The sequence below is a fragment of the Streptomyces sp. NPDC048290 genome, assembly GCF_040652095.1.
Lineage (GTDB): Bacteria > Actinomycetota > Actinomycetes > Streptomycetales > Streptomycetaceae > Streptomyces.
In genome coordinates, this window is record NZ_JBEZLM010000006.1 from 375,133 (window position 1) to 395,238 (window position 20,106).

Annotated in this window: 22 protein-coding genes, 1 tRNA gene and 1 pseudogene; 10 read left to right on the forward strand and 14 right to left on the reverse strand. The window is 68.1% G+C overall.

Annotation, left to right across the window (positions count from 1 at the left end):
- Nucleotides 1-93 precede the first annotated feature (93 nt).
- The 6 genes from AB0D49_RS13215 (at nt 94) to AB0D49_RS13240 (ending at nt 7,817) form a co-directional block, all read left to right on the forward strand.
- Nucleotides 94-969 carry a transketolase gene (locus tag AB0D49_RS13215; RefSeq protein WP_362755566.1) on the forward strand — a complete coding sequence of 292 codons (876 nt, stop codon included), beginning with the start codon at nt 94-96 and terminating at the stop codon, nt 967-969.
- Complete coding sequence (locus AB0D49_RS13220; protein WP_362755570.1) at nt 966-1,982, forward strand: transketolase C-terminal domain-containing protein; 1,017 nt, start codon at nt 966-968, stop codon at nt 1,980-1,982. Before AB0D49_RS13215 ends, AB0D49_RS13220 begins: the two co-directional genes overlap by 4 nt.
- The gene (locus tag AB0D49_RS13225; RefSeq protein ID WP_362755573.1) at nt 1,979-3,304 is read left to right on the forward strand and encodes an aminotransferase class III-fold pyridoxal phosphate-dependent enzyme; all 1,326 of its coding nucleotides are present in this window, start codon (nt 1,979-1,981) and stop codon (nt 3,302-3,304) included. The genes AB0D49_RS13220 and AB0D49_RS13225 overlap by 4 nt, the downstream gene beginning before the upstream one ends.
- On the forward strand, nt 3,301-4,497 hold the full coding sequence (locus tag AB0D49_RS13230) for an alcohol dehydrogenase catalytic domain-containing protein (protein WP_362755576.1): 1,197 nt from the start codon (nt 3,301-3,303) through the stop codon (nt 4,495-4,497). Before AB0D49_RS13225 ends, AB0D49_RS13230 begins: the two co-directional genes overlap by 4 nt.
- 323 nt (nt 4,498-4,820) lie before the next feature.
- Entirely contained in the window at nt 4,821-6,254 is a 1,434-nt protein-coding gene (locus AB0D49_RS13235) for an aldehyde dehydrogenase family protein (protein ID WP_362755579.1), read from the forward strand.
- A gap of 99 nt (nt 6,255-6,353) precedes the next feature.
- Nucleotides 6,354-7,817, forward strand: a complete 1,464-nt coding sequence (locus tag AB0D49_RS13240; RefSeq protein WP_362755581.1) for an APC family permease — start codon at nt 6,354-6,356, stop codon at nt 7,815-7,817.
- Nucleotides 7,818-8,059: 242 nt separating this feature from the next.
- On the opposite strand, the gene AB0D49_RS13245 is transcribed toward AB0D49_RS13240, so the two are convergent.
- Nucleotides 8,060-8,602 (reverse strand): flavoprotein, encoded by a 543-nt coding sequence (locus AB0D49_RS13245; RefSeq protein WP_362755584.1) that lies wholly within the window; start codon nt 8,600-8,602, stop codon nt 8,060-8,062.
- A gap of 303 nt (nt 8,603-8,905) precedes the next feature.
- On the opposite strand from AB0D49_RS13245, the gene AB0D49_RS13250 reads away from it, so the two are divergent.
- From AB0D49_RS13250 to AB0D49_RS13265, 4 genes and pseudogenes are all read left to right on the forward strand, one after another.
- The gene (locus AB0D49_RS13250) at nt 8,906-9,073 is read left to right on the forward strand and encodes a hypothetical protein (RefSeq protein ID WP_362755587.1); all 168 of its coding nucleotides are present in this window, start codon (nt 8,906-8,908) and stop codon (nt 9,071-9,073) included.
- Nucleotides 9,070-9,264: a hypothetical protein gene (locus AB0D49_RS13255; RefSeq protein ID WP_362755590.1), complete on the forward strand. Its 195-nt coding sequence runs from the start codon at nt 9,070-9,072 to the stop codon at nt 9,262-9,264. Before AB0D49_RS13250 ends, AB0D49_RS13255 begins: the two co-directional genes overlap by 4 nt.
- A gap of 193 nt (nt 9,265-9,457) precedes the next feature.
- Nucleotides 9,458-9,827 (forward strand): annotated as a pseudogene (locus AB0D49_RS13260) (type II toxin-antitoxin system RelE/ParE family toxin).
- The gene (locus tag AB0D49_RS13265; RefSeq protein WP_319263211.1) at nt 9,827-10,150 is read left to right on the forward strand and encodes a helix-turn-helix transcriptional regulator; all 324 of its coding nucleotides are present in this window, start codon (nt 9,827-9,829) and stop codon (nt 10,148-10,150) included. Before AB0D49_RS13260 ends, AB0D49_RS13265 begins: the two are co-directional and overlap by 1 nt.
- A gap of 78 nt (nt 10,151-10,228) precedes the next feature.
- Here the strand turns inward: AB0D49_RS13265 and AB0D49_RS13270 are convergent.
- The 13 genes from AB0D49_RS13270 to AB0D49_RS13330 form a co-directional block, all read right to left on the reverse strand.
- A tRNA-Arg gene (locus AB0D49_RS13270) sits at nt 10,229-10,301 on the reverse strand.
- A gap of 399 nt (nt 10,302-10,700) precedes the next feature.
- Complete coding sequence (locus AB0D49_RS13275; protein ID WP_362755594.1) at nt 10,701-11,279, reverse strand: DUF6283 family protein; 579 nt, start codon at nt 11,277-11,279, stop codon at nt 10,701-10,703.
- Nucleotides 11,192-11,662: a hypothetical protein gene (locus AB0D49_RS13280; protein ID WP_362755597.1), complete on the reverse strand. Its 471-nt coding sequence runs from the start codon at nt 11,660-11,662 to the stop codon at nt 11,192-11,194. Before AB0D49_RS13280 ends, AB0D49_RS13275 begins: the two co-directional genes overlap by 88 nt.
- Nucleotides 11,659-12,126 carry a hypothetical protein gene (locus tag AB0D49_RS13285; protein WP_362755600.1) on the reverse strand — a complete coding sequence of 156 codons (468 nt, stop codon included), beginning with the start codon at nt 12,124-12,126 and terminating at the stop codon, nt 11,659-11,661. Before AB0D49_RS13285 ends, AB0D49_RS13280 begins: the two co-directional genes overlap by 4 nt.
- Before the next feature lie 29 nt (nt 12,127-12,155).
- Complete coding sequence (locus AB0D49_RS13290) at nt 12,156-13,196, reverse strand: YgjP-like metallopeptidase domain-containing protein (protein WP_362755603.1); 1,041 nt, start codon at nt 13,194-13,196, stop codon at nt 12,156-12,158.
- 53 nt (nt 13,197-13,249) lie between these two features.
- A complete protein-coding gene (locus AB0D49_RS13295) occupies nt 13,250-13,585 on the reverse strand; it encodes a hypothetical protein (RefSeq protein WP_362755606.1) in 336 nt (111 codons plus the stop codon).
- Between the two features lie 52 nt (nt 13,586-13,637).
- Nucleotides 13,638-15,104, reverse strand: a complete 1,467-nt coding sequence (gene dndC, locus AB0D49_RS13300) for a DNA phosphorothioation system sulfurtransferase DndC (protein WP_362755824.1) — start codon at nt 15,102-15,104, stop codon at nt 13,638-13,640.
- A gap of 39 nt (nt 15,105-15,143) precedes the next feature.
- Nucleotides 15,144-15,620 carry a hypothetical protein gene (locus AB0D49_RS13305; RefSeq protein ID WP_362755610.1) on the reverse strand — a complete coding sequence of 159 codons (477 nt, stop codon included), beginning with the start codon at nt 15,618-15,620 and terminating at the stop codon, nt 15,144-15,146.
- Nucleotides 15,621-15,793: 173 nt separating this feature from the next.
- Nucleotides 15,794-16,609, reverse strand: a complete 816-nt coding sequence (locus AB0D49_RS13310; protein ID WP_362755613.1) for a hypothetical protein — start codon at nt 16,607-16,609, stop codon at nt 15,794-15,796.
- A gap of 16 nt (nt 16,610-16,625) precedes the next feature.
- A complete protein-coding gene (locus AB0D49_RS13315) occupies nt 16,626-17,228 on the reverse strand; it encodes a hypothetical protein (protein WP_362755616.1) in 603 nt (200 codons plus the stop codon).
- A gap of 87 nt (nt 17,229-17,315) precedes the next feature.
- Entirely contained in the window at nt 17,316-18,941 is a 1,626-nt protein-coding gene (locus AB0D49_RS13320) for a ParB N-terminal domain-containing protein (RefSeq protein WP_362755618.1), read from the reverse strand.
- 72 nt (nt 18,942-19,013) lie between these two features.
- Nucleotides 19,014-19,631, reverse strand: a complete 618-nt coding sequence (locus AB0D49_RS13325; RefSeq protein ID WP_362755621.1) for a hypothetical protein — start codon at nt 19,629-19,631, stop codon at nt 19,014-19,016.
- A 46-nt stretch (nt 19,632-19,677) separates the two neighbouring features.
- Entirely contained in the window at nt 19,678-20,094 is a 417-nt protein-coding gene (locus AB0D49_RS13330) for a hypothetical protein (RefSeq protein WP_362755624.1), read from the reverse strand.
- Nucleotides 20,095-20,106: the final 12 nt, after the last annotated feature.

Sequence of the window (20,106 nt, forward strand, 5' to 3'; positions counted from 1 at the left end):
ATACGCCCTACGTCGTTCGCCGCGCCGTGAACGCGGCGGGCGCGCCTCTCCCACCCTGACACCGTCACGACCCCGTGAAGGAGCGGTAATCCAGTGATTCCAGCCAAGGACACGCCTGAGCGGAAGGCGCGGATCGACCAGTTGGCGGACCGCGCGAAGTTCATCCGGCTCGAAACGGTGCGGCTTTCCAAGATCGCCGGAGCGGGCCACTACACCTCCTCGTTCTCGGCCGCGGAGCTGTTCGCCGCCCTGTACTACGCGGTACTCGACTACCGCCCCACGGAACCGGCGTGGCCGGACCGGGACCGGTTCGTGCTCAGCAAGGGGCACGCCGCGATCGGGCTGTACCCGGTCCTGGCCGACGTGGGCTTCTTCGCCCCGTCCGCGCTCGACACCTACACGCGCCTCGGCAGCCCGTTCGGCGACCACCCCGACATGAAGAAGATCCCCGGCATCGACTTCAGCTCGGGTTCGCTCGGCCATGGGCTGTCGATCGCCGTCGGCATGGCGCTGGGCGGGCGCGTCGGCGACCGGCCGTACCGGACCTTCTGCATGCTCGGCGACGGTGAGCTGCACGAGGGGCAGGTATGGGAGGCGGCCAACGCCGCGGGCCACTACCGGCTGGGCCGGCTCGTCGCGATCGTCGACCGCAACCAGCTGTGCATCGACGGCTTCACCGACGACGTGATGAGCGTCGAGCCGATCGAGGACCGGTTCCGTGCGTTCGGCTGGGAGACCCACCGGGTCGACGGCCATGACCTCGGCGACGTACTCGATGTGTTCGAGGCGCTGCCCGATGCCCAGGACGGCCCGCCGCAGCTCATCGTGGCGGACACGGTGAAGGGCCGCGGTGTGCGGCTCATGGAGTACAACCCCGACTGGCATGTCGGAAATCTCGTCGGCGCCGACTACGACGCCGTGATCGCGGAACTGCAGGCGGGCCTGCGACCGCTGGAGGAGGCGAAATGACCGCGACCCAGGACCAGGCGGAGATCTTCGGCGGTGGCGCGACCGAGCTGCGCGACAAGCGCTCCTTCGACGGCAGCGACGTCAGCTCCATCCCGGCGTTCGTGTTCGGTGAGGAACTCGCCGACCTCGCCGACAGCGACCCCCGTGTCATCGTGCTCACCGCCGACCTCGCCAGCGCCAACCGGGCCACCGACTTCGCCGCCCGCCACCCCGGGCGCTTCTTCAACATGGGGATCGCGGAGAAGGGGATGATCACCACCGCGGCGGGCATCGCGTCGTGCGGCTATGTGCCGTTCGCCGCGACCTTCGCGTCGTTCTCGGCGCTGCTGTGCGCGGAGCAGATCCGCACCGACTGCGCCTATCCCCGGATGCCGGTGCGGATCGTCGGCCATCACTCCGGCATGTCGATGGGCTTCTACGGCACCAGCCACCACGCCCTGGAAGACCTCGGCGTGCTGCGCACCTTCGCGGAGCTGACGGTGGTGTGCGCGACCGACGAGAACCATCTGCGCGCGGTGCTGCGGGCGTCGGTGGACCATCCCGGCGCGATGTACATCCGGCTCGGGCGCGGTCGCGATCCCGAGGTGTACGCCGAGGTCCCCGACCTCACGCTGGGCAAGGCGATCCGGCTGCGCGAGGGCACGGACCTGACGATCGTGGCCACGGGCAGCGAGGTACGACCCGCGCTGGACGCCGCGGAGTCCCTGGCCGCGCAGGGCATCAGCACCCGTGTCGTCGACATGCACACGGTGGCCCCGCTGGACGTCGACGAGGTGCTGGCCGCGGCGCGCGACACCGGCGCCATCCTGACCGTCGAGGAGCACAACGTCACCAACGGGCTCGGCACGGCCGTCGCGGAGGCGCTGTTCGCGGGCGGGGCCCGCACGGTGCCGTTCCGCAAGCACGGAGTGCCCGACGAGTACATCCCCGTCGGCCCGCCCGCCGCGCTGTACGCGACCTACCGACTCGACGCGCCTGGCATCACGGAGGTCGCCAAGGAGCTGCTGCGATGAGCGAGATGAGCGAGATGAGCGAGATAGGCGAGATAGGCGAGATAGGTGAGGTGAGCGAGGTGAGCGAGGCGAACGCGATGAACACGGTCAACACGGTGAACGCGGTGAACAACAAGAACGACCTCCGTCTCGCCGAGCGGTCCCGGGTCGTGATCCCCGGCGGGATCTACGGGCACATGGCCGTGCCGGGCTTCTCCGGGACGCTGCCGCAGTACATGGCGTACGGCGACGGCTGCCGTGTCACCGACACCGACGGCAACACGTTCATCGACTTCCTCTGCGGCTGGGGCCCGGTCGTGCTCGGCCACCGCCATCCCGCGGTGCAGCGGGCGGTGGACGAGCAGCTCGCGCGGGGCGACTGCCTCAACGGCGCACCGCCGGTGATGGTGGAACTCGCCGAACTGCTGGTCGACACGGTCGCGCACGCCGACTGGGCGCTGCTGGCCAAGAACGGCACCGACGCCACCACCGCGTCGGTGACCATCGCGAGGGCCGCGACCGGACGGCGCAAGGTGCTGATGGCCAGGGGCTCCTACCACGGTGCGGCGCCGTGGTGCACGCCCGTCACCGAGGGCGTCACCCCGGAGGACCGCGCCCACCTCGACTACTTCGAGTTCAACGACCTGGAGTCGGTGCGTGCCGCCGCGGCGCGGGCCGGGGACGACCTGGCCGCCGTCGTCGTCTGCCCGCACCGCCAGGACGTGCACCGCGACCAGGAGCTGACGGACCAGGGGTTCGCCCGCGGGCTGCGGGAGCTGTGCGACCGGACGGGCGCCGCCCTGATCCTCGACGACGTCCGGTGCGGCTTCCGGCTCGACCTCGCGGGCAGCTGGGAGCCGCTGGGTGTGCGGCCCGACCTGTCGGCCTGGTCGAAGGCGATCGCCAACGGGTACGCGCTGGCGGCGGTGACCGGCACCGACGCCCTGCGGGACGCGGCGAAGCGGATCTATACGACGGGCTCGTTCTGGTTCTCCGCGGCGTCGATGGCGGCGGCCGTCGCCACCCTCACCGAGCTGCGCGAGACCGACGCACTGGAGCGCATCGCGCGGGCGGGCCGACGCCTGCGGGAGGGCCTCGCCGCACAGGCGTCGGCCCACGGCTTCGAGGTGATCCAGTCGGGCCCGGTGCAGATGCCGCTGCTGCGGTTCGCCGGTGACGACGACTTCAGCCTGACCCGGCGCTGGACCGACGAGGCGGGCGCACGCGGGGTGTATGTGCACCCGTACCACAACTGGTTCCTCGGGGCCTCGCACACCGACGCCGACATCGACGAGGCCCTGGAGCGCACCGACGGGGCGTTCGCGGCGCTCACCCGCCGATGAGGATCACCGGAGCGGTGCTGGAGGAGTCCGGGCGCACACGGCCCTTCGCGGCATCCCGCCCGATCACGGTGGGCGAGCTGGAGCTGGGCGACCCGGGCCCGACCGAACTCCTGGTCAAGGTCGAGGCGGCCGGTGTCTGCCACTCGGATCTGAGCGTGGTCGACGGCAATCGGCTCCGCCCCACACCGATGCTGCTCGGCCATGAGGCCGCCGGGATCGTGGTGGCCGTGGGCGCGGCGGTCACCGACCTCGCACCGGGGCAGCGGGTGGTGATGTCGTTCATGCCGCGGTGCGAGCGGTGCGCGGCGTGCGCGGAGGACGGCCGCCTGCCGTGTCCGGCGGGCACGGCCGCGAACGACGCGGGCACGCTGCTGCACCGGTCGGGCCCTCTGCCGCACCGGTCACGCACCTCGCTGCACCGGTCGGGCCCTTCGGGCCGGGGTAGCGAGACCGTCCACCACCACCTCGGTGTGTCCGGTTTCGCCACCCACGCCGTGATCGACCGCGCGTCGGCCGTAGCCGTCGGTTCCGACGTCCCGCCCGATGTCGCGGCGGTGCTCGGATGCGCGGTCCTCACCGGCGGCGGCGCCGTCCTCAATGTCGCGAGACCGGCGCCCTCGGACGCGGTGATGGTCGTCGGACTCGGCGGCGTCGGCATGGCCGCGATCATCACGGCGACGGCACAGGGCGTGGAGCGGATCATCGCCGTCGACACCATCGAGGCGAAACTCGACCGGGCGACCGACCTGGGCGCGACCGAGACCTACACACCCGCGCAGGTGGAACGGCTGGGCATCAAGGCCCGGTACGTCATCGAATGCGCGGGACACCCCAGCGCCTTCGAAACGGCCTTCACCGCCACGGAGCCGGGCGGTACGACGATCACCGTCGGCCTGCCGTCCCCCGCCGCGCGTACGTCCCTCTCCCCCCTGACCGTCACCGCCGAAGCCAGAACGGTGGTCGGAAGCTATCTCGGCTCCGCCGTGCCGTCCCGTGACATCCCCCGCTACGCACAGTTGTGGCGGGACGGGAAGCTGCCGGTGGAGAAACTCATCTCGTCGCGGATCGAGTTGGGCGGGATCAACGAGGCGATGGATCTCCTCGCGGACGGCCTGGCCGTACGACAGGTGATCCTCTTCGACCCGGCCGAAGAACGTTCGGAGCGGGGCGGACAGACAGCACCGGCGTCCTGAAAATCACCGAAGAATTCCGACCGAAATCGGCACGACCTTCGGAATCGACCCGTCGTCCAGAAGTGATCTGCATCATAGGCGGAACGCGCGCCGTACGAGATGAAGAGAACACCTCCGGCAGAGAGCGCCGCCCCAGTCAACTTTTCCAGAGCCAAGCGGCGGTGTGCCGCGCCCATGAGAGGAGTTCACCGATGAGCACAGAGACGGGAACCAGGACGGAAACTGAGCCGGAAACTGAGCCGGAAACTGAGCCGGAATCCGGAACGGAATCTGGAACGGAATCCGGGACGGAATCCGGAACGGAAGCCGCTGTCCGGTATCGGATGTCGATCGCCGGAGAGGACCGCGACAGCGCGTCCGGCGAGATCATCGAAGTCCGCAACAAGTGCGACGGCGCCCTCATCGGCACCGTCCCCGCAGGCACCGCGGCGGACGCGCAAGCCGCTCTCGACGCGGCACGGCACGGCGCCGAGATCTGGTCCGCGACCCCGGCCTTCCAGCGGGCGGCGATCCTCAAGGCCGCGGCGGCGCAGATCCGCGCACGCCGGGACGGACTCAGCGCCGTGCTGTCCGCCGAGAACGGCAAGACCCTCGCCCACGCCGCCATGGAGATCGACACGACCGCCCGGATCTTCGAGGGCTTCGCCGAGGAATCGCTGCGCCTGTTCGGGCAGACCGTCCCCCTGGACATCCAGGAAGGGCTACAGACCGACCTGATGATCACCATCCGGGAACCGCTCGGCGTCCTGGTCGGCATCCTGCCGTTCAACTTCCCCGCCGAACTGTTCGCCCACAAGGTCGGCGCCGCCCTCGCGGCGGGCAACGCGATCGTGGTGAAGCCGCCGGAGGACGACCCGGTCACGACGATTCTGCTGACCGAGATCCTCCATCGGACAGGCGTGCCCGGCACCACGCTCCAGCTGGTCACGGGGTACGGCGACACGGTCGGCGACCACCTCTCCAAGAGCCCCGACATCGCCGCGGTCACCTTCACCGGCAGCACCGAGGTCGGCGCGGTCATCGCGGCCAACGCCGGCCGCAATGTGGTGCGGGTCTTCCTGGAACTCAGCGGGAACGACGCGTTCATCGTCTGCGACGACGCCGACATCGACGCGGCGGTCGACCACGCCGTAGCGGGGCGGATCTACGCCAACGGCCAGGTGTGTGTCGCCACCAAGCGCATCATGGTCGCCCGATCCCGCTACGACGACTTCCTGACCGGCCTGCGCGCCCGGGTGGAGGCGCTGCGCGTGGGTGACCAGACCGACGCGAACACCGACGTCGGACCGCTGATCAGCGTCGACGCCGCCCGTGCGGTGGAACGCCAGATCCAGGAGGCGGTGGCCCAGGGCGCGCGCCTGCTGGTCGGCGGCGCCCGCGACGGAGCGTTCATCACGCCTGCCCTGCTGGAGATCGACAGGAGTGTCGGCATCGCCACCGACGAGGAGATCTTCGGCCCGGTGTTCTCCGTGCTGGCGGTGGACAGCCTCGACGAGGCGATCGAGATCGCCAATGCCTCGCAGTTCGGTCTGAACGCCGCGGTGTTCACGGCCGATCTTAAGCAGGCGATCAGGGCCGGACGCCGTATCAAGGCCGGCATCGTATCCGTCAACGGCGGCAACGCCTATCGACCGGACGTGGCCGCGTTCGGCGGATACAAGAAGAGCGGTATCGGCAGGGAAGGCATCGCCTACACCCTCGACGAGTTCACTCAGGTGAAGAGCATCGTGCTGCGCGGAGTCATCACGGAGAACTGAGACGGCGAGGAAAGCAGGCCGACTACTTCTGGCTCTCCCTCCCCATTACGCCGACCCCGGTGTCATGTTTCCCTAACAGTGTCGTCAGGAAGTACACACATGACCAGCTCACCGAATTCAACTCCTACGGCCACCGCCGTGGACTCGTCGCCCGGTGGCGCGGCCAAGCTGCACCGTGGGCTCGGCGTCGGTTCCATCGTGTTCATGGTCGTCGCCGCGGCGGCACCGCTGGCCGTGGTGACCGCCAGTGTGCCGATCATCATCTCGGTCAGCGGAAGCACCGCGGCACCCCAGTTCTTCCTGCTCGCGACGCTCATCCTGGGCCTGTTCTCCGTCGGCTTCACGGCGATGAGCAGATACGTGCCGAACGCCGGCGCCTTCTACTCCTACATCCAGCGCGGACTGGGCAGACACATCGGCGTCGGCGCGGCGGCCCTGGCCCTCGGCTCGTACGGCGTGATGCTCGTCGGCCTCTACGCCTATCTCGGAGTGGCCACGTCCAAGCTCCTGTCGGACATGCACATCGGCGTCCCGTGGTGGACCAGCGCCATCGGATGGGTACTGATCGTCGGCTTCCTCGGCTACCGCGACATCGAACTGAGCTCGAAGGTGCTCGGGCTGCTGCTGGTCGCGGAGACGCTCGCCGTGGTGATCGTCAACATCGGGATCATCAGCCAGGGCGGGGCCGGCGGATTCAGCTCCGCGCCGCTGTCGCCGTCCGAGTTCGGCGCGGGCGCGCCGAGCCTCGGTCTGATGTTCGCGTTCTTCTGCTTCATCGGCTTCGAGGCGACCGCGGTGTTCCGCAACGAGGCGAGAGACCCGGACCGGACCATTCCGCGCGCGACCTACATCGCGGTGCTGTTCATCGGTCTCTTCTACGCCCTCGCCGCATGGCTGGTGGTGCAGGGACTCGGCACCGGCGACGCCGTCGAGACGGCCTCCAAGGAACCGGAGAGCGTCGTACAGAACCTGGCCGCCACCTATGTCTCGCCGATCCTGACCGATGTGATCCAGGTACTGCTGGTGACCAGCTTCTTCGCGTGCGTTCTGTCCTTCCACAACGTCATCACCCGCTACCAGTTCACGCTGGCCGCGAAAGGACTGCTGCCGAAACCCCTATCCGAGATCGACGAGAAGCACCGCACGCCTTCCCGCTCGTCACTCGCCTTCACCCTTGTCTCACTCTCCGCGATGGTGGCCGTCGCGGTGCTCGGCTGGGACCCGGTCACCCAGACCTACATGTGGTTCTCCGGCGCGTCGACGCTCGGCCTGATCGCGCTGATGGCGATGACCAGCCTCGCCGTGATCGTGTTCTTCCGGACGAAGGCGCCCCAGCGCCCCGGCATGTGGCACGCGCTCATCGCACCGGGTCTGGCACTCATCGGCCTCGTCGTGATCCTGGTCCTGGTCATCGGAAACTTCTCCCTACTGGTCGGCAGCACGACCAACGCGATCGTCCTGGGCGGCGTCATCGCGTCGATGTTCGCCACGGGGATCGCCATCGCGGAACGCCTGCGACGCACCCACCCGGATCGCTACGAGGCGCTGGAACGGGACGCCTGAACGGGACGCCTTTTGAATCCGGGAGGGGGATGCGGGGGTTCGGTAAGGTGGTCAAAATCCGCCTGGGGGGACGATAAAAGCCCAGGTGGGCGCCTATAGTCCCCGCACGTGCGAGGGTGGTCCCTGCCACTTCGAGGGCCGCTGCGAAGACTGCGAGTAGTCCCCGCGCGTGCGGGGGTTCGCGTTGGTGATCGCGCCCCTTCTGCCTCCGGGCGGAAGAGGGCGGCGCTTTGCCGTGGACCTCAGGGCTCCACGAGACGCCGTACACCTGCGAGCGCTCGCGCCCATGGGTACGCCTTCGAGTTGCCCCGCTTCGGGGGGTGCGACTGGTATCCGTCCGGGCCGTCGAGTACGAGCACCCCCTGTTCGCGCAGGACTGCGATCGACCGCGCGACGGCTGGCTGGGCGCCCTGGGCCTGGTTGAAGAACGGCATCGCCGCTACCGGCACGCCCATGTTGACGCCCTCGGAGGGCAGTCCGATCGCCAGGGTGTCGCTGATCCCGGCGCCCCATTTGTTCAGCGTGGTGCAGGACATCGGCGCCACCAGCATCGCGTCGGCCTTGGGGAGGGCGTCCTGCTCCCACGGCAGCTTGTACTGCGAGCGCACCGGGTGCCCGGTGAGGTCGATCAGTTCTGGCATGCGCGCTTCCCACCACCTGGCGGCGGACGGGGTGAGGACGAGGCATACGTCCCAGCCGTCGGCCTGCGCGGCACGCACGCCGTCATCGATGTACCGGGTGGGGCCCGCCGCACAGGCGATGAGGTAGAGAACCGGGCTCGTCATGCGCGCAGTCCACAGCGCCCGGCGAGGGCACGCAACTCGCTCCCGGGGGTTGGGCGGTGCCCTGACGACGCCTTCGACCAGGTTCACGGTGTCCGGTCGGTCGCGGACGTCCTCGGGTGCGAGCCGCTCCGCCTCGATGATCTCGTCCGCAGCAGCCTCCTTGGCGCGTGTCAGGAGTGAAGCGCATGCCACGGCAATGTGATGGCCCGCCTGGCGTTCACGGCTCAATCCGTCCAGCGCTTCCGGAGCCAAGCTGCCGGCGGCTTCGGGGGCGGACCAGCATGTCCACCCGGTGCGGTGCTGGTGGACAAGACTCTTCGCGACCCGGCGGGCCGCAGCATCCCGCCCGAGGTGCTGCAACTGCTCGCACTCCAGGACCACGCCCCCCAGTGCCAGCCCTGCATCCACGACGCGGGCAGCTGCACGACCGGTACGGCACTCCGCTACCTCATGCGCGGATGGCGGCCATGAGCCGACGCCGGACGCCGGAGCCGCCGGTCCCACTCGGCCCGCCCCTGCCCCCGGTCGACCCGCCCGCCGACTGCCAGGAGTGCGCGCGGCGGGTCATCGAGCGGGACGCGGCACGGGCCGCCGGGGATCTTGCCCGCACGATCGACATGAACATCCTCATCAAACGCCACCACCCACAGGGCTCGGCATGAGCCCCGCCGTCTGGGAGTGCCGAGACGGCGGCGCCGGCTACCTGCAACGCGTCGGGGCGGACACCGAATACACCGCCACCCAGCGGACGTACCTTTTGGGTGGGTCGGGGGAGGTGGCGCGGCCGGGGGAGTGCTGGTCGCAAGCGCCGCGGCGGCTTACGCTATGCAATCGGAGGTATATACCGTTGATTACATGACGGAGCGATGGGAGATCGAGATCGAACCCGAAGTGCGGGATTGGCTGGAGCTGCTTCCGGTCCGCCTGTACCGGCGAGTGGAGGACAAGACGGGACCGTCTATGGGACGAGCCGACGACGCTTGGTGAGCCGTACTCGCGTCACCTGCGTGGCAAGCTCCGTGAGCTGCGCTTTGAGCTGGACGGCGAAGCCGTGCGCATTCCGTACTGGCTCGCCCCCGGGCAGCGGATCGTTCTGTTGACGGTGTTCCGTAAGACGAGGATGCGTGAAGCAGCGGAAGTCGAGCGTGCGCATCAGGCCCAGAAGGTCTGCGAGGCCGAGCACGGCCGGGCTGAGCACACCTATGATCGGCGCAAGGAGAGCTGATGAATCACAGCACGTGGAGGACGCGCCGGACCCGGCAGCTTGCGGGTGAGGCGGTGGAATACGACCAGGAGTACGTCGACGCGCGGCTGGCCGGCGATCTGGGGCAGGCAGTCTACGACCGTCGGATCGAGCTTGGCCTGTCCCAGACCGAACTGGCTGAGCGGGCCGGGATGACGCAGCCTCAGGTATCCCGCATGGAGGGCGGCGACACCGTGCCGACGCTCCCGCTGCTGCGACGCCTGGCCAAGGCCCTGGACGGCACCCTGAACCTGGCCATCGACGAGGGCGACTCCCGTGTCACCTTCACCCCGCACGCCGCCTGAGTGTCTGGCGGGCAGGTCGTTAGCAGCCGTGTATGCCGAAGGGTGCCTACGACAGTTCGTAGGCACCCTTCCCTTTTGTGCCCCCGGCAGGATTCGAACCTGCGACACCCGCTTTAGGAGAGCCGCGCTCTATCCCCTGAGCTACGAGGGCGGGGGGATCGGGAAGATCCGGCGTCTAGCCTAGCGGATACTGGCCTCCACCCGGCAAGGTTCCCGTTTTCCCAGGTCAGAGGGTTTTCGGGAACCGTGGAGCGAGGCCCGAAGGCGGTACCGGTTCTTACCTTGTCTTGCCCTACTGTTCCCCGGCCGTCTGATTCCTTCTGTCCCCCGCTTGTCCCCCGGAGGTCGCCCTGGCCCCCGGGCAAGGCTCATCACGAGGTACGACGCATCGTCGCTCCAGGTCGGGCCCCATCCCGATTCCTATGACAACGGCTCAGGGTTCGCGGTCTGCTCTGCCAGACGACAGCGACGGTGTGCTTGGCCGTACGCTCCTGCCTTCAATGATCTTGGTTCGATCCGGTCCAGACGCCGCCATGTCCCCGGGTAGCTCTCAGCCGTGCTCGGGCTCCAACGCCGTCCGACCTCGCAGGTCCGTTCGCGCCCGCGAGATCTTGTTGATCAGTCGCTCGGCTTCGTCGGTGGGCTGTTCAATGTCGGCTTGGCCGTGGTCGGCGGCTTCGTTGCCGGAGGCGAAAAGCGGGACGGGGGATATGTAGTCGACCACGGCCTGGTGGGTTGCCGGTTCGATGCGACCGTCGAGGACGGCCATGCGCAGTGAGAAGAGGTGTGCGCCGTCGTGGCACCCTGCCCAGCCTGCGCAGATGCGTCGGGCGTCGCTGTCGGCATCGGTCTGGTGGCATTGGAACAGTGCGGTGGGCTGGTTGGCGGTGGGGGCGTCGTATCGCCGCAGCTTCTCGTACTCTTCGTGGGCCCAGATTCCGGAGGGCACGTCGCGCCGGTATGGGCAGCTGTCACATGGGCGCGGGGCCGGCGGGCGGAGTGACGAAGCCACGGACGCGTTGGGGACGGTGTCCTGGTCGTTCACTTTCCTGCCCTCTTCCTGCGGCGCTCCAGCATGCGCGCCTTGATCTGGAATTGTGTCGGCTCGGTGTACGCGTGTTGTCCCCATGCGGAGGACTGGTTGCCGTGCTTGCGGGGCAGGCCACAGTAGCGGCAGCCCATCGGGTCAGCGTCCGGGAGCACAGGGTCGGTGCCAAGGGGGCGCAGGGTGGAGGAGGAGCCGTCTGCGTGTCGGATGACGAGCTCCCCGTATTCGACGGTGACCGTCGCGTTCTTGCTGAGGCCGCGGATGGTGAGCGCAACGGCCAGCCACCTGGGCCATGGGCCTTCGGCGTTGTGGACGCCGTAGGAGGTGGAGTACGTCTCGTCGAACTCGCCGATGCCGGTGGGGACCAGGGCCTCGGCCTCGGCCCGCAGTTCTTCTGACGTGCGGCCGTTGGGCGGTGGAGGGAACATCTCCGTGATGACGGCCGTGCTGATTGCGTCGGTCATGCGTTCAGCGCCTTCGCGCTGCAGTCCTCGCAGTGCTCGGAGCACAGCATCGCTTCGCTTTGTGCCTGGCCTTTGCCGCAGGTCCGGCAGTTCGCCCACGCTCGTGCTGTGAACGTCACCTGGTCTGAGCCGCATTCGGTGCAGTGGACTCCGTGTACGCGCGGCAGCCTTCCGTTGGGGTCGGGCTCGCCGACGGCGTAGCCCTGGAGCTGGACGTGTCCGCTGGCCCTGTCTATCTCGGGTATGTCCGGGCGCTGTTGGTTGATGAAGAGCCACACCTGATGGCCGACCGTGCGGTTCGAGGTCAGTGGGTGGGCTTCGGCCTCGGTTATCCAGCAGTGGCCCTTCGGTTTGCGTCCGATGCCGTCCTCGGCTGCCTCGTAGTAGGTGACCTGCCATACCGCGAGCATGTCGTCCGACAGGCCTGGTCGCATTGCCGTTGTGCGCGGGGGCGTTGCTGTCATGGGGGGCGTTTGTCCTTGTCGTGGGGTGGTCAGGGCAGGGTCATGCGCTGGGTTGTGGGGTTCCAGCGGCATTCGCGGTAGAGCCGGTTGAAGTCGTGCGTGGCGCCTGGGTCGTCGGCGTTGCAGGGCTCGTAGCCGGTTGGGGTGGGGCGGCAGTAGTAGCCGTACTCGGTGCATTCGGGTTCGCCGGGGAGTTCGCCGGTCCAGACGGTGTTGCAGGTGTTGCCGGGGTGGCAGTGGGCGCGTTGGAAGCCGGTGATGGCGCAGCGTGCGATGTCGCAGCGGTCGGCGTGGAGGGTGCCTGGTGGGGTGGAGCAATCTGGGCAGCGGTCTGTGGGTGCAGGGTTGAGGTGGAGTCGCGGGTCGACGGTGCTGGTGGGGGTGGAGAGTCGGCCGAGCCAGAGGGTTCGGAGGGCGTTGTTGAGGTCGCGGCTGGGGGCGGTGGCGTGGAGGTTCAGGGCGCGGTGGATGAGTTCGCGCAGGAGTGTGGGCGGGAGTTGTGCTGTGGCCCAGTGCAGGGTGAGCCCGCGGGTTGGGTGGTTGCGGGTCCAGGTGGTGCGCATGCGGGTGGACAAGCTGACCGGTATAGAACTGTTTGGTGTGTATCTAGCGATCTGTGGATAGTTGAGTTTCAGCCATTCGCGTCCGGTTTCAGCGTAGAAGTTGATGATGGTTCGTCTGGCTTCGTCCAGTTTCAGTGTTGTGCTGCGGCGGATGTGGAGCCAGCCGCCGGTAGGGGTGCTCTGGTGCTGGATGAGCGGCTCGTCTTGGTCGCCGTCGGGGACAATTCGCAGACGGTGCGGGCGGCCGAGAACGTCGAACCCTGCGCCGCGGATGAGTTCCCTTCGAGGGTTGGCGGGCGTGGTCTCGGCGAGGCGTGAGAGCTGACGGTAGATCCATGAACGGCGTCGTTCGACGAGGGCAGCGGCGTCGGCGTCGGTGGTGGAGTGAGGGCCGCGGACGATGATGCTGCCGCTGTGCGCGACGGTGACGGTGAGCGAGGTTCTGTTGCTGGTGCGAACGGTGACGTCGATGGTGCCGACGCGTATGGCGCGGTCACTGGTGGGCATGGTCGTGGTCCTTGATGCGTGCATGCTTGGTGGCTGACGGGGCTCTGGTGCGGCTAGTGCTGGTCGCAGACCCAGGCCTGGGGGATGCCGTGGACGGGAAGGTCGAGCACGCTTCTGCGGGTGCGGGTGCAGAGCTGGCACTCGAGGTCGAAGGCGCGCAGCATGCGCAGTGGGCGTATCGGCTCGTCGTCGCGAAGGGTGATCGGCGAGTCGTGGCCTTCGAGGTCGAGGAGCCACAGAGGCTGTAGGTGGCGCTGCTTCGCGCGGATGGTCAGCGGGCTGTCGTTGCCGACGAGGGCGAAGGTGTCGCCTTCCTTCAGGGCGGTGGCGGGGATGGTCGGGGTCTGTTCGACGGTGACGATGAAGCCGTTCGGCACGGTGGTGTTCACGAAGGTTCTTTCGGCGTGGGCTGCTGGGCGTGCAGGTGATTGATGGTGAAGATCAGAAGAGGGCGCGCTGGTCAGGATCGTGGCCGTTCATCTCGCGCTGCCGCAGGGCGTAGTTGAGGGCTTCGTCCTCGTTGTCGAAGTGGTGGCCGAGGACTGTGGTGAGCGCGTCCAAGAGGCCTGCGCGGCGGCTCGCCGTGCGGTAGGTGCGTTCGGTGGCGAGCAGGGCGCGCAGGGTCAGAAACTGCTGTTCGTCGTCGCCGCAGACGTCACGGAGGACGTCGATCATGTCGCGGTTGACGGTGACCATGTCGTCGATCTGCTTGCCGGGGAACGGCTCGCCGGTCGCGTCCTGGTAGATGGCGGGGAGGGTGTCCTCAACCTCGTGCTTCGCGAAGACCCAGATGCGGCGTATCTCGTGCAGCTCATCGAGGGTAATGAGCGTCAAGTCCCGTACGTGGTCAGGGCCGTTGGCGCGGACCCAGGTTTGGGCATGGAGGAGCTTGCGGAGCCAGTCCTCGCGTGCCTGCTGGGTGTAGGGGCCGTGGACGAGGCGTTCGCGGTGGATGAGAAGGCTGCCGTTCATGCGGCGGAAGTCGCGCAGGTGCCTGTCGTCCTCGATGTCGAGGGCGTTGCGCAGGTCGAGCAGGGGCTGCATCCAGTCGTATTCGACCTCGTTGAGGATCATGGCCTGCATGCTCTTGTCCTGCTGGACCATGGTGCAGGTCCAGCAGCCGAAGCGACTGGTGCCGCAGGACGGGGTGGTCGTGTCGACGACGAGGGGGCATTCGTTGTCGTCGGAGGCGCCGCGGTAGAGCGCGAGGAGATCCTTGTGGGAGTGGCCCCACGGGTTGGGGTACTGCATGAGCAGCATCCACACCTCGTCGGTGCTCAGGTCTTCAATCGGCGTGTAGACGAGGGAGTTGGGCAGTGAGCCGTTGGGGCTGAGCAGATCGCGTACGCGGCCTGCCTCATGCTTGGTCATGGTCCGGGCGCGGGCGGTGCTCTCGGTCTTGCGGGTGCCCAGAACCAGGATCACTTGCCCGTGCTTGTCGACGACGGAGCGGATGAAGTCGTTGGAGGGCCGGATCTTGAGCCGATCCGTGCACCACCTGAACCGGGGCCTGGGTGCGGCGTAGCCGTTGCCGATCAGGTTGACCCAGAAAGTGTCGGCGAGTTTCGGTGTGAGGCGGTGGACCTCTATGGGCAGGGACTGCTCGGCTGCAGCGGTGCGCATGGAGGTCAGGGAGCGTTGCACCCAGGCGGCGATGACGGGATTCTCGACCAGGGTGTCGGTCGAGATGACGTGCACGCTCTTGGTGCGCTGCTCGGGAGCGAGGCCGGCGAGGGCCATCCATACGAGGGCCGTGGTGAGAGTGGAGTCCTTGCCGCCGCTGTAGCCGATCACCCAGGGAACCTGGTCGGCCAGGTACAAGTCACGTATGTCTGCGAGGAGGTCGCGGAGGTTGCGGTGGTGGGCAGGGAGGTCGAGCAGCGGTAGCGGCTGGGGCGTGGCGGTGATGACGGCTCCTCTATCAGTTGCCTGCGGATAGGGCTGCGGCTATTTCTGTGGGTGGTCGGCGGAGTGCTGTTTTGCTGCGGCGAGTTCGGCGTTCAGTTGTGCCTCTGCCTTTTTGAGCCGCTGTCGGGCGGTGCGAAGGCGCGCTTCCGTACTGGCCAGGGCCTGCTTGTATCGGGCAATGAGGTCAGTGAGGCGCTTGACTTGCTGCGTGTAATGGCTGACTTCGTTCGCGCGGAGGGTGATGGTGGGTCGCTGGACCGTGGGGGTCCTGCGGCCGCCGCGCGGCTTGTTGAGTTGGGTGCGGGCGAAGTCGAGGAACTCTTCACGCACAACCCACTTGATCTGCTTGGTTGGTGGGCCGGTCAGGAGGGCGAGGGGAGGGAAATTCTTGTGTCGTTTGGCCCAGTTGCTGACGGCGGAGCGGGAGATGCCGGCCAGGTTGGCCGCGGCGGAGAGCGTTATCAACTCATCTTCACGGCCTTGGAATTCGGGCCTGAGCCAGGTGACGGGTTGCACGAAGTGTCCTTGGTGGTGCATGAGCAGGGCTGGTGGCGGTAGGCGCGGCAGTTAGGTGTGGTGTTACTGGGGTCAGAGGGCTGTTCCCCTCCACTCGTAGAGTTAATTCTACTATCCATGAGGGGAGGGTCAAGCGTGTTTATGCAGGTCAAGTGGGGTGGGTGCAGCTTCCGTCAGGTCTCTGTACTACCCGCGTACCGCTTGGCAGTGGCGAGCATCAGAGCGAGCCCTCGGGCGACCTTGCGGACCTCGCTGCTGTACAGAACGAGTTCGACGGCCTGGCCGTCAGTGCCGACATGCAGGCGGTCGCTGTACGCTGCCCTCAGCGACTTCGCCTCGTAGTGCCCGGGCCGGGCACGTGCCCAGTCCTCGGCGCCGTGGAAGCGTCCCTTCTGAAACCAGCGGCGATCCATGGCCGCCTCGACGAACGTGCCCCACGCGCGGCCCGGCACGCGTGCGGCTTCGACCCTCGCGGTCGCCCCCTCGTTGTCGACCACGATGTACCAGCCGCCGAGCACCTCGCTGTCGAAGCTGAGGATGTTCCCGTAGCGAGCCTGCAGTGCCGGCCACACCATCCGGATCAGTTCCACCGCCCGGTCGACGGCCGCTGTCTGCGCCCTCTTGTGCGAGGCGACCGCCGCCTCCCACGGCTCTCGGTCGGTGGTGAAGCCGTCCTGCTGCACGTAGTTGGCCACCCTGGTGCTCGCGCCCTTGTCGATGAGCGCGTATCCGAGGTCCTCTGCGTAACCGGGAGTCATTTCGGTGATCAGTTCGCGGCCGTCGTGAACGGTGTGGAGACGGAGGAAGCGCACGTACTCCTGCTCGTCGGGAAGGGGGGCGACGACGTGCGGGTTGCGCTGGGCGAATTCAGTGGGGACCATCTCGTCCCCTTCGGTGCGTACGGTCCAGGCGCCGCTGGTCGTGACGACCTGCGAGAGATGCTTGGAGACTTTCGGGTACCAGGTGGCCTTGCGGCGGTTGATCTTCATGGGTGTCTTGTGCCGATCAGGAAGCGGTGGTGCTGGCGGAGGGGGCGAGGACTTCGGTGCTGGTCACGGTGCGGAGCACGTTCACGAAGGTGCTGGCGGTCAGGTCGGACAGGTCGAGGTGAGCGATGCGGACGGCGCCTTCGTCGTCGGCGTGGATGGTGGCTCTGCCGCCGGGCCAGCGCAGATCTGCGACGCCAGGCACCGACCCGAAGGCCACCTGCGCCTCGCGGCCGGCCAGTTGCTCGGCCGTGGTCATGAACGCCTTGAGCGCGCTGAGCGTACGGTCGGTGCGCACGCTGAGGTCGGCGAGGAGCCTGGTCCACGCGGGCAGGCCCGTGGTGAGGATGGCGTCGGCGACGGCCTGCGGATCCCCGATCGTGCCGGTCACTTCGTGGCGGTGGTCGCTGCGGCGGGGCCAGACGAAGGCGTGCGTATGAGACAGGGAGACCTTGATGGTGCCGGACGCGCGTACTGGCGTCGGGGTGGCAACTTCCAGTGACATGGCGGGGCCGTTGAGGAGGGCGAGGTCGCTGTGCCCGCAGCTGTCTGCTGTCCAGTCGGGTCCCAGCAGGGCAGCAAGGATGCGGGTGTAGTCGAGAGCGGAGCGAGCAGTGCGCATGGAGCGGTTCCTTCGAAGCGGCGGGAAGAGGACGGTGGGCTGGGGCCCGGCGGGAGGCTCATGGTGGGGGCCTCCCGCCGGAGGAGGTCAGGCTGCGGCCGCGATCGGCTCGTGCTCCTGGCTGTCCTCAAGGTCCTCTGTGTCCTCGTTCTGCTCCGGCCCGTCGTCCTCCTGAGCGCCCGCCTTCTCTTCCTCCTGCTGGGCGCGGCCCTTGGCCACGGTCTCCGCTTCGACGGTGCTCAGCGCGTAGCCCTCCGCTTGCAGGAACGTCAGCCACGCGACGGTCTGCTCGTTGATGCGGTTGCGCCAGGCGGCGCCGTCCATGTGCTCCACCTCGTAGGCGCCAGCGACATGGGCGAGCAGGACCCTCCAGGAGCGCGCCGGACTGGTGCGTGCGATGACCGCACCGAATGGGTCGCCCACTCGAGTCCACTGACTGTTGCCCTCGTTGGGATCCTCGACGCCGAGGAAGCGTGCGGTCAGGTCGGTCCTCTTACGGCTGACGTAGTTCTCGTACGCGTAGCTGGTGCCGGTGATCATCGAGAGGATCAGCGGCCACACGCGAGTGCTCGCCTCGGGCTGCTGGCACAGATCCTTGATGAAGCCCGCGCGGACCTCGCGGGCCTGCCTCCACGCCTTGTTGTTCGCGATGACCAGGCGCCGCTCCGCTTTGGCCGCCTCCTTGTCCGGGCCAGCCTGAGCGGTGTCCTTCTTGGCGGCCACGGTGGTGAGCGGGTGGCCGAGGCGGTGCCAGGCGGTGCACAGCCAGATCACCTCGGCGTCGTTCGGGGAGACGCACGCAGCGTGACCCGGGCAGGCGCTGTGGGTCTGCGAGGTCTGCGGGGCGCCGTCATCGGTGAGGAGGTCGGTGAGCGGCCTCGTGCTGGTGGCGGACCAGTTCCAACGCCAGTCGACGACCGTGACCTCCGCGGCGGTCAGCTCAGCAGCCTGCTGGGCGCACTTGTCGGTGAGTTCCTTCTCGGCGCGCAGGCCAGCAAGGGCGTGCTTCCAGTGGCCGCGCTTGGTGTTGTTCTCCCGCTGGTCACGGGCCTTGGCCCGCGTCAGGGGCCACAGGGCGTCCTCGACGCTTTCGACTTCCTGGAACTCGGCCAGTTCGATGAGGTTGAAGTCTTCCTCGATCGCCTCGGCCAGCGACGCATCGGAGAGTTGGGCGGCCTTGCTGGCGGCGCCGAGCTCAGCAGGCTTGAAGCCCATGGCGCGCGCGTTGCGTATCTTGCGCGCCTTGGGGATGTTCATGAGGGAGAGCTGCCGGGCGGCTTCGATGTCGTCGCGGACGGTGGCCTGGCGGCGATGCTTGTTCTCGATGAACGACACCGTCAGTGCCGCATCGTCAACCCCGGCAAGGTCGTCGCGGACGATCGCGGGAACGAGCCGGTACGGCTTCTTCTTCGCTCGGGCCTTCTTCGCGGCGGCCAGGGCCGCGTTGTTGCGGCGCTGGCCGAAGATGATCCCAAGCTTCCCTTCGCTCTCGCCTTCCTGCGGGCGCAGCACGAGCGGGGTGAGGACACCGAGTTCATCGACGCTGGCCTGGAGTTCAGGGTCGGGCTGGGTGGTGTCCTCGCCGTCCGTCTCGGCGCGGTCCTTGCGGTGGTTGTACGGGTCGACAACCAGGTCGTGGGGATCGACCCAGACGAAGCGGCCGGCGAAGCCTTCGACGGCTTCCGGGCGTGCGTCGGCGGTGGTCGTGCTCATGGTGGTGGTCCTTCAAGTGACGGGGCGGGCGCGAGATGAAGTGCGCCTGCCTGATGTGGTGCGGGGCCGGGATCAGGCGGCTGCCGAGGTGCGGCGCCTGGTCGTGCGCTTGGCCGAGGCGGAGCGGCGTGCCGTGCTCTTCGGCTTGGCCTTGGTCTTCGCGGCCGGGGCGTCAGTGCTGTCTTCGGCCGGAGGCTGGACGGCGGGAGGGATCGGCGTGCCGTTCGCGCGCAGCCGTAGCCGAGTCCCGTCGAAGGCGGGCAGCAGCACGGTGCGGATCGCGGTGAGGATCTCCTCCAGCGGCTCGGCCGTGGTGAAGCGGACCCCGGTGCTGTACCGCACCCCCTTGGGCAGCCGGGTATTCTCACCGGCCGCACCGTCCACGTCTGCCGTCTGCTCGGAGGCGGGGCCGCCGACGGCGAAGGTCTGCACGGCCCGGCCCTGCCACAGGTGACGGATGCCGATGGCCCGCCCGTCGGGGTGGGTGAGGCGGATCGACTTGTCTGCGAAGCCCGCAGGATGGTCACCGGTGTCCTCGCTCCACCCGTCACCGACGGCCTCGACCAGAGAGCGAGGTAGCAGGTACAGGTCGATCTCACTGAGGACGGCCGGCTCCGGTGCTTCCGCAGGCCGGGTTTCGGGGCCACTGATTCCGACGGCGTCTTGCTCGGCGGTGATGGTGCTGGTCACGGGAGTGCTCCTGATCCAAGAGATGTGTGAGACATGGGCGTTGCCGCTAGCGGGCAGAGGGCTTGCCGCCTGTGCGGACGACGGACGGGACACCTCCTGGGGCATCCGGCTCGACGGTGCGGATCGTGTTCACCGCTTTTTCGCTCAGGTCAGTGAGGAGGTCCTGCTGGGTGAACCCGGCGAAGATGACGGGCCCTTGGACATCGGCGATGAGGGCTGCTTCGTCAAGGAGGAAAAACAAGGCGAGGGCCGCGTACGGGTTCGGCCGCTGGTCTTCACGGACTTCCGGAGCCAGCGCGACGGTGCGCGAGCTGTCTGCGCCGTGTATGTAGCGGAGAGCTTCGGCGTCGTCGCCGAGTGCGTGGTGGACCTGGGTGCGCTGGACGGTGTCGTTGGTGCTCAAGTGCAGGTCGGTGATCGTGCCGTCGGTGGCGACGAGCAGGGCGTGAACGGTGTCGGGCATGACGGCCTTTCT

Excerpts from the sequence above, each read along its gene's own strand:
- AB0D49_RS13315 (WP_362755616.1), bottom strand. The coding sequence starts at position 17,228 with ATGCGCACTGCTCGCTCCGCTCTCGACTACACCCGCATCCTTGCTGCC.
- AB0D49_RS13235 (WP_362755579.1), top strand. The coding sequence starts at position 4,821 with ATGTCGATCGCCGGAGAGGACCGCGACAGCGCGTCCGGCGAGATCATC.
- AB0D49_RS13230 (WP_362755576.1), top strand. The coding sequence starts at position 3,301 with ATGAGGATCACCGGAGCGGTGCTGGAGGAGTCCGGGCGCACACGGCCC.
- AB0D49_RS13280 (WP_362755597.1), bottom strand. The coding sequence starts at position 11,662 with ATGACCGACGCAATCAGCACGGCCGTCATCACGGAGATGTTCCCTCCA.
- AB0D49_RS13220 (WP_362755570.1), top strand. The coding sequence starts at position 966 with ATGACCGCGACCCAGGACCAGGCGGAGATCTTCGGCGGTGGCGCGACC.
- AB0D49_RS13320 (WP_362755618.1), bottom strand. The coding sequence starts at position 18,941 with ATGAGCACGACCACCGCCGACGCACGCCCGGAAGCCGTCGAAGGCTTC.
- AB0D49_RS13245 (WP_362755584.1), bottom strand. The coding sequence starts at position 8,602 with ATGACGAGCCCGGTTCTCTACCTCATCGCCTGTGCGGCGGGCCCCACC.
- AB0D49_RS13330 (WP_362755624.1), bottom strand. The coding sequence starts at position 20,094 with ATGCCCGACACCGTTCACGCCCTGCTCGTCGCCACCGACGGCACGATC.
- AB0D49_RS13240 (WP_362755581.1), top strand. The coding sequence starts at position 6,354 with ATGACCAGCTCACCGAATTCAACTCCTACGGCCACCGCCGTGGACTCG.
- AB0D49_RS13255 (WP_362755590.1), top strand. The coding sequence starts at position 9,070 with ATGAGCCGACGCCGGACGCCGGAGCCGCCGGTCCCACTCGGCCCGCCC.
- AB0D49_RS13225 (WP_362755573.1), top strand. The coding sequence starts at position 1,979 with ATGAGCGAGATGAGCGAGATGAGCGAGATAGGCGAGATAGGCGAGATA.
- AB0D49_RS13265 (WP_319263211.1), top strand. The coding sequence starts at position 9,827 with ATGAATCACAGCACGTGGAGGACGCGCCGGACCCGGCAGCTTGCGGGT.
- AB0D49_RS13285 (WP_362755600.1), bottom strand. The coding sequence starts at position 12,126 with ATGACAGCAACGCCCCCGCGCACAACGGCAATGCGACCAGGCCTGTCG.
- AB0D49_RS13290 (WP_362755603.1), bottom strand. The coding sequence starts at position 13,196 with ATGCCCACCAGTGACCGCGCCATACGCGTCGGCACCATCGACGTCACC.
- AB0D49_RS13310 (WP_362755613.1), bottom strand. The coding sequence starts at position 16,609 with ATGAAGATCAACCGCCGCAAGGCCACCTGGTACCCGAAAGTCTCCAAG.
- AB0D49_RS13275 (WP_362755594.1), bottom strand. The coding sequence starts at position 11,279 with ATGGGGACAACACGCGTACACCGAGCCGACACAATTCCAGATCAAGGC.